Origin of the sequence: Psychrobacter sp. 1044 (assembly GCF_904846525.1) — a bacterium.
In the GTDB taxonomy this organism is placed as follows: Bacteria; Pseudomonadota; Gammaproteobacteria; order Pseudomonadales; family Moraxellaceae; genus Psychrobacter.
Window position 1 is genome coordinate 187,267 of the sequence record NZ_CAJHAZ010000006.1, and the last position, 15,067, is coordinate 202,333.

General features: G+C 43.2%; 10 protein-coding genes. 8 read left to right on the forward strand and 2 right to left on the reverse strand.

Annotation, left to right across the window (positions count from 1 at the left end; all coding sequences use genetic code 11):
• Positions 1-353 precede the first annotated feature (353 nt).
• From JMX82_RS05980 to JMX82_RS06000, 5 genes are all read left to right on the forward strand, one after another.
• Positions 354-1,208, forward strand: coding sequence for a DsbC family protein (locus JMX82_RS05980; protein ID WP_201539851.1), 855 nt, complete (start codon positions 354-356; stop codon positions 1,206-1,208).
• A 270-nt stretch (positions 1,209-1,478) separates the two neighbouring features.
• Complete coding sequence (locus JMX82_RS05985; protein WP_201539852.1) at positions 1,479-2,837, forward strand: homoserine dehydrogenase; 1,359 nt, start codon at positions 1,479-1,481, stop codon at positions 2,835-2,837.
• A 96-nt stretch (positions 2,838-2,933) separates the two neighbouring features.
• Complete coding sequence (locus tag JMX82_RS05990) at positions 2,934-4,115, forward strand: thiolase family protein (RefSeq protein ID WP_201539853.1); 1,182 nt, start codon at positions 2,934-2,936, stop codon at positions 4,113-4,115.
• 428 nt (positions 4,116-4,543) lie between these two features.
• On the forward strand, positions 4,544-5,392 hold the full coding sequence (locus tag JMX82_RS05995) for a DUF2382 domain-containing protein (protein WP_045443477.1): 849 nt from the start codon (positions 4,544-4,546) through the stop codon (positions 5,390-5,392).
• Positions 5,393-5,653: 261 nt separating this feature from the next.
• Positions 5,654-6,310: a YsnF/AvaK domain-containing protein gene (locus tag JMX82_RS06000; protein WP_227676385.1), complete on the forward strand. Its 657-nt coding sequence runs from the start codon at positions 5,654-5,656 to the stop codon at positions 6,308-6,310.
• Between the two features lie 73 nt (positions 6,311-6,383).
• Here JMX82_RS06000 and JMX82_RS06005 read toward each other — a convergent pair whose 3' ends face one another.
• Both JMX82_RS06005 and secA read right to left on the reverse strand, forming a co-directional pair.
• Positions 6,384-6,917 carry a hypothetical protein gene (locus tag JMX82_RS06005; protein WP_201539854.1) on the reverse strand — a complete coding sequence of 178 codons (534 nt, stop codon included), beginning with the start codon at positions 6,915-6,917 and terminating at the stop codon, positions 6,384-6,386.
• A gap of 287 nt (positions 6,918-7,204) precedes the next feature.
• The gene (gene secA / locus JMX82_RS06010; protein WP_201539855.1) at positions 7,205-9,982 is read right to left on the reverse strand and encodes a preprotein translocase subunit SecA; all 2,778 of its coding nucleotides are present in this window, start codon (positions 9,980-9,982) and stop codon (positions 7,205-7,207) included.
• A 521-nt stretch (positions 9,983-10,503) separates the two neighbouring features.
• Between secA and mutS the strand changes: the two genes are divergently transcribed.
• The 3 genes from mutS to JMX82_RS06025 all read left to right on the forward strand — a co-directional run bounded on the left by mutS (position 10,504) and on the right by JMX82_RS06025 (position 14,669).
• On the forward strand, positions 10,504-13,635 hold the full coding sequence (mutS, locus tag JMX82_RS06015) for a DNA mismatch repair protein MutS (RefSeq protein WP_201539856.1): 3,132 nt from the start codon (positions 10,504-10,506) through the stop codon (positions 13,633-13,635).
• 206 nt (positions 13,636-13,841) lie between these two features.
• A complete protein-coding gene (fdxA, locus tag JMX82_RS06020) occupies positions 13,842-14,165 on the forward strand; it encodes a ferredoxin FdxA (RefSeq protein ID WP_055123496.1) in 324 nt (107 codons plus the stop codon).
• A gap of 219 nt (positions 14,166-14,384) precedes the next feature.
• A complete protein-coding gene (locus tag JMX82_RS06025) occupies positions 14,385-14,669 on the forward strand; it encodes a transposase (protein WP_201539857.1) in 285 nt (94 codons plus the stop codon).
• Positions 14,670-15,067 lie beyond the last annotated feature (398 nt).

The following is a 15,067-nucleotide window of genomic DNA, read 5'->3' on the forward strand; positions in this document are numbered from 1 at the left end:
TTTATATGAATTTTTATAAAAACACTGTTATTAGCCGTAGACTACAAGGGCAAGCGTCGATATTAAATAGTACAAATGTATCTTATTTTTTTGAATTGACGTTTATACCTACTACTATTATTGCTGCCCTCACCTCCCTATATCACCTCATAGCCTGTGGCTGTTATTTGCCATAAATATGTTAATATAGACGACATGATTACTCACCTTTTATAATTATTAAATTGTAAAAAAACCTTTTAATTTTAAACCTTTAAGACAATATCGATACGTATTGCTTTATATAGAAATTTAGTATCATTTTTCTTAAAACGACTTCACGATTAGGCACGATGCCTACAGGACACCTATATATGTCATCCCCGATTGCAAAAAACACCTTTGCTCAAAACCGTTTTTCTCGAAATAATTTATCTCGTTTTATGATGAGTGCACTGCTTGTTGTGGTTGCTGCGGGCTGCTCAAACAATGCAGCAGATGCGACCAGCAACACCAGCATCGTCAATAGTACCGATGCTAAAACCAGTACAAGTAAGGCATCCGCTGATAGCGATGCTGCCGTGGTAAAGGCGTTGCAGGCGAATTTGAATACGTCCGGTATTGAAGAAAATATCATTTCAGCCGTACTAACAGATATGGATGGTATTTATTGGGTCACAGCGGAAGGACTGCCTTCTTTCTTTACTGATAAGTCTGGCAAACACATTATCCAAGGTCAGATTATTGCTGTTGGCGAGGCTGCGCCTATCGATATCAGTGCGGCATTGGTTGCTAGTACCGCACAAGAAGCCCTAAAAGCCGTCGATAAAAAAGACATGGTGATTTATCCAGCCATAGGCGAAACGAAGTCAGTGGTCTATGCCTTTACCGATGCAGACTGTGGTTATTGTCGTAAATTGCATGAAGAGATGGATGATATCAATGCACGTGGTATCGAGGTACGTTATTTGGCATGGCCGCGCAGTCAGGAATCAGTGCCAAAAATGGAAGCCATTTGGTGTAGTCAAGATCGTAAGGCGGCCATGAATCAAGGAAAAATGGGCGCTGATGTACAAGCGCCTAGCTGTGCCAGCCCTGTACAAGAACACATGGCACTGGGTGCAAAACTTGGTGTGCGTGGTACTCCCGCTATCTTTACAGAATCTGGTCAGCAAGTAGGCGGCTATCTACCTGCGGCGGAGTTGGCTCAAGCTATCGGTGCTAGCTAAAATCTGTTATTGTTTCAGGTATTTGTGATATCTATGACGATGGCGACATTGTGTAGACGTCACAACTGCTTGTCGGTATGATACGATAAAGCGCTATGAAAAATCAGCAGCATACTTTTTATTTGAGTATTTTTTATTCAACTGTAATGAGAAATCGATAAAGCTGCGACTGTCAAAGTGCACGCAAATACTACGGCTAGTAGCGCATGTGCATTTGACTCTATGACAGCGTTATCATTGGTTCATTATATTTAACCTCTTGAGGATACTGTGAGTAATTCCATCAAACTAGCGATACTTGGTCTGGGCACCGTCGGAACGGGCGTGATCAATCTAATCAATGACAACTTAAATGAGCTAAAACGCCGTAGCGGACGCGACATTATCATTACCGAAGTTGGTACGCGCCGTCATCGTGATGATATTGATCCCAATATTGTACAAAACAGTGACTTGATGGCAACTGCTGCAAGCGACAATGTCGATATCGTCGTCGAGGTGATTGGCGGTACGACCCTTGCCAAAGACGTAATTATGAACGCCATTAAGAACGGCAAGCATGTGGTGACTGCAAATAAGGCGCTATTGGCAGAGCATGGCAATGAAATTTTTGCGTTCGCTGAAGAGCATAACGTCCATGTCGCTTATGAAGCAGCAGTCGCAGGCGGTATCCCAATTATTAAAGTCATGCGCGAAGCACTCGCTGCCAATAAAATCGATTGGCTAGCAGGTATCATCAACGGTACTGGCAACTTTATCATGACCGAAATGCGTGACAAAGGTCGCCCGTTTGCCGACGTGTTGAGCGAAGCACAAGAATTGGGTTATGCAGAAGCAGACCCGACCTTTGATGTCGAAGGTATTGATGCGGCTCATAAACTGGCATTACTCGCCTCTATCGCCTTTGGTATTCCGCTGCAATTTGACAAGGTCTACTGTGAAGGCATCACTGGTATCACCTTACAAGACGTCAACTATGCGGAAGAGCTTGGCTACCGTATCAAGCATTTGGGCTTTGCCGTACGCCGTGATGGTCAAGGTAATGATGAGGCTTCTGGTATCGAACTACGCGTGCATCCAACGCTAATTCCGCAGAATGCGTTACTCGCCAACGTCAATGGCGTAAAAAATGCGGTGTTGGTCAACTCTCATCCGCTTGGACAGACGTTATATTGCGGTGATGGTGCTGGCGCTGGTGCGACGGCTTCTGCGGTGATGGCCGATGTAATGGATTTGGTGCGTGTTCTAGGTAGCAAAGACAGTAACGATGAAAGCAACAGTAATCAAAACAATCACGGTCACCATGTGCCGCATTTAGCATTTATCCCTGAGCAGCTATCAGACACGCCCATATTGCGCGCTGAGCAGATGATTACCGGTTATTATTTGCGTGTGCATGCTTATGACAGCCCTGGTGTGTTGGCAGATATTACTCGCATTCTAAGCGATGCTGGTATCAATATCGATGCGATTTTACAAAAACCTGCGCACAAAGTTGGTCAAGTTCCAGTTATTATCTTGACGCTGCCCGTGGTCGAAAGTCAGATGAATCTAGCCATCGAAAAAATTGAAAAATTAGATACCATTACTGATAAAGTAGTACGCATTCGCTTAGATGAGCTAGCATAAAGCCCGCAGTTATTGAGCCTAAAAGATGCTATCTAGTCCGCGTTTGGTTTTAATTAAAACAAACTCATTTAAAATACGTAAAAAGGAATAATAACGATGTCAAATGATGCAATTGTAATTTTAAACGGCGCACGTACTCCAATGGGCGGCTTCCAAGGCGCACTAAAAGATATGAGCGCAACTGAACTTGGTGGCGCTGCCATTAAAGCCGCTGTCGAACGCTCAGGTGTGGCAGTCGATAGTATTGATGAAGTCATTATGGGCTGTATCTTGACTGCAGGCTTGGGTCAAGGCCCTGCGCGTCAAGCGATGCGTAATGCAGGTTTATCTGATGCAACTGGCGCTGTCACTATTAACAAGCTTTGTGGTTCAGGGCTAAAAGCAGTCATGCAAGCACATGACGGCATCAAAGCTGGTAGTTTCAATGTGGCAGTCGCTGGTGGCATGGAATCAATGACCAATGCGCCATACATCATGCCAGGGTCACGTGGCGGCTACCGTATGGGACATAAAGAAGTCAAAGATCATATGTTCCTAGACGGTTTAGAAGATGCTGAAACTGGCAAACTGATGGGTATGTTCGCACAGGAAATGGCTGATGAAAAAGGCTACACCCGTGAGAAAATGGATGCGTTTGCTATCGAATCGCTAAATCGTGCGCTCACTGCTATCAAAGACGACCACTTCAAAGATGAAATCACGCCAGTGACTTTTAAAACCCGTAAAGGCGAGCAAACCATCGATACCGATGAGCAACCCGCACTTGCTAATGCTGAGCGTATCCCTACTCTACGTCCAGCCTTCGCTAAAGACGGCACCATCACGGCAGCAAACGCCAGCTCAATCTCAGACGGTGCGGCAGCGGTTGTGGTCATGAAAGAATCGCAAGCGAAAGCTGAAGGCCTTGAATATCAAGCGCGTATTGTTGCAACCGCATCAAACTCTCGTCACCCAAGCGAATTTACCATTGCTCCGATTGGTGCAATTGAAAAAGTATTGGCTAGTGCTGGTTGGTCAGTCGCTGATGTTGACCTATGGGAAATCAACGAAGCGTTTGCAATGGTAACCATGGCGGCGATGGACGAGCTAAAAATCGACCATGCCAAAGTAAACGTCGAAGGTGGTGCTTGTGCACTCGGTCATCCAGTAGGCTGTTCAGGTGCTCGTATCTTGATCACGCTTATCAACTCTCTCAAGCGTACTGGCGGCAAAAAAGGTGTTGCGACACTTTGTATTGGTGGCGGTGAAGCCGTGGCTGTGGCTATTGAACTTGCTTAACACTCAAGTAGATCAATTAATCGATTGATATGTTAAATTAGCTTCTATCATTATCGTTTATTACAAAATTTTCAACATATCAGGAATCGCATCGCTATTTGCTTTGCGGTTTTTCTGTGTCTATGACTCTTAAATAAGCTAGAAATATTGCTCTGTGTAAAGACACGTTAATCTTTGACCCCAGCTATGTTATGCCACTTACAGCCTATTACACGCAATTACTCCAAGCGCACACTTTGCTACCTTGCTCATATATCTCATCGAAAATCATGATGTTAAGATTCTTACAAGTCGATGTAGAGGCTACTCACATGGCTTACTACACCTCTTATTATAAAAATATTTTTACTAGAAATTTAACTTTTCCAAAACAACGATTGTTTTTAAAAAAATTAATAATGATTAACTCATAAAAAAGGAAGACAACAATGAGCCAACTAATTCGTTTAAAAGATATCCAAGCTACTCATAAAGATTTAATCGGTGATGATTATTATGACCCAACAGGTAAAACTGCTTATGGTGTCAATGAAGAAAAAATTGGTAAAATTGAAGGTGCATTAGTAGAAGACACGACTGGTCGCATTCGTTATTTAATCGTTGATGCTGGTGGCTGGTTCAGCTCAAAAGAAGTATTGGTACCCGCTGGCTTGGCACGTATCGTTGGTGATGATGTCTTTTTTGACAGCTTGACCAAGTCTCAAGTCGATGCCATGGAAGTATATGACCATGATTATCAGTATAGCTATAAAGACCAGTATCAAAAGGATCGTCAAGCATTTGTTGCTGATACTGTTCCAGTTGCAGAGCGTATGGAGATAGCAGACCATGCCTATGACGCACCAAATACATTAGAGCTACTAGAAGAGCGCTTGACCGTCAATAAAGACCGTATCGTGGCAGGTTTGGTTAAAGTTGGTAAGCATATAGTGACCGAAGAGCGTAATGTCGATGTTGAGCTAGAAGAAGAGCATGCTAATATCCAGCGTACTAACGTAGATCGTCCAACAGATCGCCGTATCGGTGACATTGATGGTAATCAAACCATTGAGGTTGAACTAGAGGCTGAACGTGCCCGCGTTGGTAAAGACACTTATGTATCTGAAGAAGTGAACGTCGGTAAAACCACTGAACGTCATACTGAAACTATCGTTGAGACTATCCAACGTGAAGAACTAGATATCGATCGCGATGGCAACGTAGTAGACCGCGAAGGCAACATAATCGACCGTGATGGTATTACTGCAGAAGACGTACGCCGCGCTCGTGGTATGTAATACGCTAAACTGTCATACTGTTTGGCTGTCATTAAAAAATAAGATCGCCGAGCAATACATGACCGTAATAAGCAGCTAAGTATTTTTACTTAGTGAATTAAGACCAGAGCATGCCTCTGGTCTTTTTTTGCTTACTATACTCAAAAATACTTAGGAATTAGAAATACTTAATGACATCTGATAATGCTAACCTTGCAAAATCTGCAAAAATGGCTCTAAAATATTGTATAACGATTATTTCATAAAGATAAGGACATTAGGATGACTAGCAATCACGACGACAGTATCCAGAACGATAGCTTTCTAAAAGAGGGCTTACATAACAAACAAGTGACACCAAACGCTATGACTGCCCCAATTGATACTCCTAATGGCACAGTAGCTAATGACATAGAAAGTAATGATATAAGTAGTAATAACATAGATAAGAGCAATCTTAATGTTGGACACTTGGAGCTATTAGAAGAGCGTCCTGTCATCAACAAAGAGCGTTTAGATGTTGGTAAAGTAACGGTGACCAAGCACGCTCGTACTAAGACCATTGACGTGCCTATTGAGTTGGTAGAAGAGTATATTACTATTCGCACTGAATACCATGATGCGAAAAGTCAGGACTTATTGTCAGGCAATTATGATGAAAAGGATATATTGCGCCATGTCGAGCCATCGTTAGATAGCAAGGCGGTCGTTACCGTAAATGGCAAACAGATCGAAATTGGTGATGAACCGATTGAAATTGTCCTATCACGTCAAGTGGCTACTATTACTAAAGACACTTATGCTATCCAAGAAATCGATATCAATAAAACCACTCATATCCATACAGATAGTATCCAAGTAGTGCTTAAGCATGAAGAATTAGATGTGAAAGAAGAGGGATTTTTGGCACATGAGTCTAGCGCCAATCCTCATAAATAATTTTTCTGACTCATTAAAACTAGACATAAAAAAAAGCAACGTTATCGTTGCTTTTTTCTTGATTGCTTACTTATTATGAGGTTTTTTTACATTCATAAGTGCTGACGTTCGCCGCATCTGTACCTGCTGTACGCATCACACCCGTCTCACGCGCTTCGTGTGCTACACGCCACTGGGTAAAGCCCTGACTACCATCAATAGCAGTTGCTACTTCGAACACTTCTGGATTACTGGCATCATTGGTTTTATTTAATGTCACCGTACCCGTATCAGTCGCGATGACTACTTGTTTGGCATCTTCTTTATAAGTTGCATTAACTTTCAGCTCAGGTGAGCACAGATAGGCTATTTGACTGACGCCACTATTGACGGAAGCTACGGTATCATCCTGTACTTCACTGAGCGATGCATCCGCTGTATCGACAACCACCTCATTAGGCTCAGCAGGTTCAGCGGACATTGGCACCGTTTCTTCGCTATGAGCACCATCATCTGTACCCGCTTCTGTCTCTGACTGTTGCTGACAAGCACTAAGCGTCAGGACGCCAGCAAGTAGCCCAGTCAGCGCCACAGAAGTGCGCAATTTTTTTAATAATTCTATAGTCATAACACTTTCCCCAATGAATATGTTAAACACTATAACGTGTCCATAAATTCACGCCTATGTTGAATTTGTAAGTAATCAATACAAAATATAGCCAACACATTTGTGAAGAGTCAACTTTACTGTCTGCAAATAATATAGTCGATTCAAGATAATGTAGAGACAAAGAATATGAGCAAATACAGAAAAGCCCTTATCTAAAGTAGATAAGGGCTTTTGAGACTAACGAATATTAAAGATATATAAGCAGCAATGCTTAGCTGTTTATTATCAATATTCGCTTATGAATGCTATATTTTACCATGACATTGCTTGTACTTAAGACCTGAACCACAAGGGCATGGGGCGTTACGACTGATATTCATACCAGCGTATGGATCTGCCTCATTGGTATTACTACCACTACCCACAATAGCACCTGCGACCGCACTACCAGCAAGATTGCGATTTTGCGCGGCGGCTTTTTCAGCTCCGCTATCCATATTATCAATATCACTATGCTCGAACTGCATTTGCATATGAGCAGCATTCTCACGCTGCTGTATTTCCAGCGCTTCTAGCTCTTCTTTGGTCGGAATATGGACACGTGATAAATCTTGAACGGTCTCAGATTTAATTGCGCCAAGCATCATTTGGAACAGCTCAAATGATTCACGCTTATACTCTTGCTCAGGGTTTTTCTGTGCATAACCACGCAGATGAATGCCTTTACGCAGCTGATCCATTTGGGTCAAATGCTCTTTCCAATGCTTGTCTAAGCTCTGTAGCATAAAGTGACGCTCAAGCTGGGCAGCATCTTTTTCGCCCATCTGCTCACGGCGGCTATGATAGCGATCGATAGCCGTTTGGATGATTTTGGCACGTAAGCCTTCTTCATCTAAGCGACGATCTTCATCGAGCCAATCATTGATCGGCATCGCAATCTTAAATTCATTTTCAAGCTCGTCTTCTAAGCCATCGATATTCCATTGGTCATCGATAGAACCTGGCGGAATAAACTGGTTAATCATGGCGTTATAGACTTCTTCGTGCATAATCTCAATGGCTTCAAGCAAGTCCATCTCTGCTAGCAAGTCATCACGCTGACCATAGATCACTTTACGCTGCTCATTGGCGACGTCATCATATTTCAACAGATTTTTACGCGCATCAAAATCGCGGCTTTCTACTTTACCTTGGGCATTTTCAATGGATTTTGAGACCATCTTATGCTCAATAGCTTCGTCTTCTTTAAGTCCCATAGCACGCATCATATTTACGACGCGGTCGCCAGCAAAGATACGCATCAAGTCATCTTCGAGCGATAAAAAGAAACGCGACATCCCAGGATCGCCTTGACGACCGGCACGACCACGTAACTGGTTATCGATACGACGTGATTCATGGCGCTCAGAACCAATGATATGCAAACCGCCAGCCGCAACCACTTGGTCATGCTTGACTTGCCATTCTGCTTTTAGGCGCGCCATTTCTTCAGGGCTGACCGAATCGATATCTTCAATAAACGATTGCCAGTTACCACCAAGGATAATATCGGTACCACGACCTGCCATGTTGGTCGCGATCGTCACAGCCTTTGGACTACCTGCCTGCGCGATGATTTCGGCTTCACGCTCGTGTTGTTTTGCGTTTAGGACGTTATGCTTGACACCCTCTTGATCGAGCAAATAAGACAACTCTTCACTGGCTTCAATCGTCGCCGTACCAACCAAAACTGGGGCACCTTTGGCTTGAATCTCTTTGATTTCGCGAATGATACCTTTGTATTTTCCTAATTTGGTTAAGAAAATCTGGTCATCCATATCGATACGAGCAATCGGCTCGTGCGTCGGAATCACGATGACATCTAAGTCATAAGTTGATTTAAATTCTGCTGCTTCGGTATCAGCGGTACCTGTCATGCCTGATAGTTTTTCATACAAGCGGAAGTAGTTCTGGAACGTCGTGGTCGCAAGCGTTTGGTTTTCTGCTTGAATTTCGACGTTTTCTTTGGCTTCTACCGCTTGATGCAGACCTTCTGACCAACGGCGACCCGGCATGGTACGACCCGTGTTTTCATCAACGATAACCACTTCGCCGTCATCGACGATATAGTGGACGTTTTTAACAAACACATGATGGGCGCGAATCGCAGCTTGTACGTGAGCCAATAATGGCAAACGGCTTGGGCTGTATAAACTTTCATTTTCACCCAACTCACCGACTTCGATTAAGAAGCGCTCAATTTTTTCATAGCCTTTTTCACTGATTTCTATTTGACGGTTCTTCTCATCAATCCAAAAATCCTCTTCTTCATTATTCTTATTGGCTTCTTCATCTTTTGAGCGAATCAGCACCGGGATAATGGTATTGATCAGCGCGTACATACGTGAAGAATCTTCGGCTTGACCTGAGATAATCAGCGGCGTACGAGCCTCATCGATTAAAATAGAGTCAATTTCATCGATAATACAGAAGTTTAATGGACGCTGCTTTTTCTCTTTTAAACTAAAGACCATGTTATCGCGCAGATAATCAAAGCCGTATTCGTTATTGGTACCGTAAGTGATATCTGCTTGATAAGCGTCGATTTTTTCTTGCGGCGGTTGTTGTGAATAAATGACACCGACGGTCATGCCCAAAAAGCCAAATAATGGACGGTTCAATTCAGCATCACGTGCCGCCAAATAATCGTTGACCGTAACCAAATGTACACCTTTACCACTGATGGCATTGAGGTACATCGCCAAAGTACCCATTAGGGTTTTACCTTCGCCCGTTTTCATCTCAGCGATTTTGCCTTCGTGCAAGGTGATACCACCGATCAGCTGCACATCATAATGACGCATGCCATTGACGCGTAATGACGCTTCACGGCAGACGGCAAACGCTTCGGGTAGTAATGCATCTAAGCTTTCACCTTGTTGGTGGCGTGCTTTAAACTCTTCAGTTTTTTGTTGTAATTGCTCATCAGACAGGGCTTGTACCGCAGCCTCTTGTGCGTTGATTTTGCTGACCACTTTGCGCATGCGCTTTAATTCGCGGTCATTTTTAGTGCCAACCACACTGCCTATAATCTTTGATAACATAATTTTTTGACCTATGGAAATATTCGATAATTAGTGCGCATTAGCCAAAGCTTCGCCCGCTGCCGCCTTGTCATTACAGTCATCACCTGACTAAGTACCTTTTGTTAACAAAGCACCTCTTAACAAAGTACTGATTAATAAGGTACTGCCTAATGAAGTGTCGCCTAATGAAGTGTCGCCTAATGAAGTATCGCCCAATTAAGTGTGACGTCATTATATATGGTTATGACGCCGATGGATACAAGGGCAGCGAGTAGATATTTGCCGACGTAAAAGTGCGGCAGGACGTGTTAAAATAGTACTTACACTTTCACACTTCTTAGTTTTTGACTGCTAAATTTGCGCGCTATGATGACCCTTTAATAAAGCTATTTTGGTAAAAATTAACCAGAATCTTGCAAATTAACCACTCATAAGCGAGTGTTTTTCTCATTTATTTTTTTACACTGATCTGTATATACCGTCGTCCATTTAACGCCAGCTGACTAAAAAACTCATTTAAGCATTATAAGAGACTCTGCATGACCGCTAAACCATCCGCTCAAAACACCAACGCCGCAAAACCTACTCCGTCAAAGTACGCAATATCAAAACAACAGATCGCGACACCTTTGACCTCCGATCAGTTGATGGTAGGCGATGCCGTTTATCATTTGGCAGATCATACGCCGATGATGGTGCAATATCTAACCATGAAAGCCAACTATCCACAAGCGTTACTGCTGTACCGCATGGGTGATTTTTATGAGTTATTTTTTGATGATGCTAAGCGCGCGGCACAAATATTAGACATCACCTTAACTCGCCGTGGTACGGATAAAGCGGGCAATACCATTGCCATGGCAGGTGTGCCTTTTCATGCGGCCGATAGCTACATGGCAAGGTTGATAGCTGCTGGGCAAACCGTCGTTGTGTGTGAGCAAATTGACGAATCAGCCACTGGCACTGACAACACGAATAATCCTTCTAATGCTCCGACGATGGGCGATAAGCAGAAAAAAGATAAAAGCAAATCTGCTGCTGGCAGTATTATGCGCCGTGAAGTGGTTAAAACGCTGACCGCAGGGACAATTACTGATGATGCTTTAATTGCGCCTAATCATACGCCAACTGTGGTCGCCATTGATATCGAAATACCTAAATCAAACCGCAAACAACCTGTGCAAGCTGCCATTAGCCAAATGGATTTAGCCGCTGGAACGCTAACGACGCAAACGCTTAGTGCCAGCTATAATAACAGCTCTGATGATGTCAAAAATTTGCAAACGCAAATGCTGACGGTGCTGGCACGCTTTGCGCCCAGTGAATGTATCATTAGCGAAGCACTTAACGACCGTATCGACGAAGATTGGCTGCTGTGGCTACGTCAACATCTCGACTGTCCGATTATCGAAGTGGCGGAAAATGACTTCCACCGTGAGCATGCCAGCGCAACTCTTTGCCAGCAGTTTGACGTGCAGCGCCTTGAGGGACTAGGAATCAATGACGCACTTCTTGCCCAATCTAGCTGTGCAGCGCTCATACATTATGCGCGGCAAACTCAGCAGCGTCATGTGCCACAGCTTAACCAACTTATCGTTGAGTACAGTGACGATTATTTGATTATTGATGCCAATAGTCAGCAAAATCTTGAGCTATTTACACCCGTTAGCAGTAATGGTACGTCATTAATATCTGTCCTCAATCATTGTCAAACACCGATGGGTCGACGCTTACTCGTACAGCAAATGAAACGCCCACTGCGTCAGCATTCGCGCATTAATTTGCGCTTAGATGCGATAGCTAGTTTACTAAAGAACAATAATCTCTCTGTCAATACTGAATATTCTGCTCAACACTTAGAAAATAGCGTATCTGTTCAAAACATACGCGAAACCTTAAACGCTATCGGGGATATGGAACGTATTAGTAGCCGTATTGGGCTAATGAGTGCTAAGCCGCGCGACCTGCGTAAACTTGCTGATGGTATTGCTAGTAGCGCCCAGCTTACGACGCTACTGACAAATGCAGGTATTTGCCATGAGCAAGCAGGACTGTTACCGATGCTTATGCAGCAATTGCCTGCGCAGTTACCTGCCATACAGTCCGTCGCTGAGCTGATTGAGCGAGCCATTATCGCAGAACCGCCTGCCCATATCCGTGATGGTGGCATGCTCGCTGCAGGTTACGATGCTGAGTTTGATCGCCTGACTCATCTGCATGACAATATCCAAGTGACATTGGATGAGATGGTGAAACGCGCGCGTCAAGAGAGCCAATTACCCAGTCTAAAAGTGGGTTTTAATAAGGTCAGTGGTTTTTATTTTGAACTGCCTAAAATGCAGGCAAAGAATGCACCAGCACATTTTATCCGTCGGCAAACGCTGAAGAGCAGCGAGCGATTTATCACTGATAAGCTAAAAGAAGTTGAGACAGAATATCTAAGCGCGCAAAGCTTAGCATTGACTCGTGAAAAGCAGCTGTATCACGAACTCTTAACTGAACTTAGTAGCCATTTAGCCGAACTGCAACAACTAAGCGCTGCGGTTGCGCAAATAGATGTGCTCAGTAATTGGGCACAGCTTGCAATTATTTATAACTGGCAGCGCCCAGTCATGAATAATAATTCAGAGAATACAGATAGATCCAATACTGGCAGTCAAACCAGTATCGATATCAAAGCAGGTCGTCATGTCGTCGTCGAAGCCGCGCTAAATCCTGTTCATGCTCACAACAATACTCCTGCCAAGCATAGCAGCCATTTTGTCGCTAATGATTGTGCACTAGGCAGTGATGAAAACCCTGAAAGACTGTTGATGATTACTGGGCCTAATATGGGTGGTAAATCAACCTATATGCGCCAAACCGCGCTGATTGTTCTACTCGCTCATTGCGGTAGCTTTGTCCCAGCAGCGCGTGCACATATTGGTGATATCGACCGTATCTTTACCCGTATTGGCTCAGCTGATGATTTGGCGGGCGGCAAGTCGACTTTTATGGTGGAAATGATTGAAACGGCTAATATTCTCAATCAAGCGACCAATAAATCGTTGGTGCTGATGGATGAAGTCGGACGCGGCACAGCGACCACTGACGGTTTAGCCATTGCCCACGCTTGCGTTAATCGATTGGTCGAGATTGGCTGCCTGACATTATTTGCCACCCACTACTTTGAGCTGACAAAATTGGCGGAAAACTATAAAAAAAGCAGTGGAAGCAATGACAAACTTATCCGCAACGTCCATGTCGCTGCCAGTGAAATCGACGGTCAACTGTTACTACTGCATCAAATCAAAGATGGTGCAGCAAGCTCTAGTTTTGGTCTGCATGTGGCAAAAATGGCAGGGATTCCTACCCAAGTACTGGATGATGCCAAGCGCTACTTAGCAGATAACTTAAAATTAGACCCTAGCAGGGTAGAAAACGTGAGAACTCTTGATGACAAAAATGAATTAGCTAAGTCAGTAAATGATAAATGCGATCATATGAATGGTCATGAAATAGAGAAAGCCGATATAAAAACCACCAATAAATCTCAAATAATGGCTGATATTCCACAACAAAATCAGCTGTTTAGCTTACAGGATGAGCTAAGCGCGATTGATCCTGATACCTTAACGCCAAAGCAAGCGCATGATTTACTCTATCATTTGAAGAAAATCATTAGTCATTAAAGGGAATTGTCAATTAGTCGTAAAGGCGTTAAAATATGCCTTATTTTCCAACTATTCTATGTAGCCCTTATCGTTGATCCACTTTAAAAGAAGATCAAGGCAACCAAGTGCAGATGTACCAATAATACTTCACGCGCGGTGAGCACAGTAACTCTTTTAAAAGGGATGAACCATATCAGCCAATCCAATAACAGGTAGACCTCACTATGACCTTTGTCGTTACAGATAACTGCATTCTTTGCAAATACACCGACTGTGTGGAAGTCTGTCCTGTGGACTGCTTTTATGAAGGCCCAAACTTCCTCGTCATCGATCCTGATGAGTGCATCGACTGCGCACTATGCGAGCCTGAATGCCCTGCCAATGCCATCTTCTCAGAAGATGAAGTGCCAAAAGGGCAAGAGATGTTCACCCAGCTAAACGAAGAGCTGGCACAAAAATGGCCAAACATTACTGAAATGAAAGGTCAATTGCCAGAAGCTGAGAAATGGGATGGCGTAGAAGGTAAGATTCAGTATTTAGAGAAGTAGGCAATAACTGATACTTTGGATACTATGTAGGCTGAGCTTTTGGCTCAGCCTTTTTATTTATAACCTAACTCCAATTCGTATCTCGTAGGCTGTGGCTTTAGCCCAGCATGATAACTTTGCATGATTTGAGCTGAGCTAAAAGCCCAGCCTACGCTTAAGCCGCAGCCTACCTACACCCCATTACCTCGTCTATACACGGATTGCCTTATTAGAAACTATATGCGTGACAAAACCCAAGGCGGTTTTCACTTTTTGACCTTTAATCTACTTGATAGAAAGTCGTCACTGTTATTTATTTATATTGACAAGTTTCGTAATGCCTACGCTAAAACCCTTCAACACCACCCATTCAAATTAGACGCTATGGTCGTTCTTCCTGACCACGTCCATATAATGATTACTCTGCCGCCACATTCTGATAACTATGCTGTCATAGTGGCAAGTATCAAAAGTCAACTCTCTAAACAAATCAATAAAACCGAAACCATTACGTCTTCACTATAAGCAAAAAGAGCGCGCGGTATTTGGCGACGACGATTTTGGGAGCATCGTCGTCGTAATGACTTGGATTATCAGCAACACATGGATTATATTCACTATAATGCTGTCAAGCATGGCTACGTTACCAACCCACAAAATTGGCAATACTCTACAATACATAAATTGATTAAAAAAGGGCGTGTATCCCGCTGATTAGGGATCGGATGAGAGTGATAAAAGTATAAACATTTGATATGATGTGTAATCTAATATATTCGCTTACCTTTATAGGTCTTGAGATTTGTAGGCTGAGCTACGCTTGGTTTTTTATTAAATTTAATCGTTTAATCGTTTAATCGTTTAATCGTTTAATCGTTTAATCGTTTAATCGTTTAATCGTTTAATCGTTTAATCGTTTAATC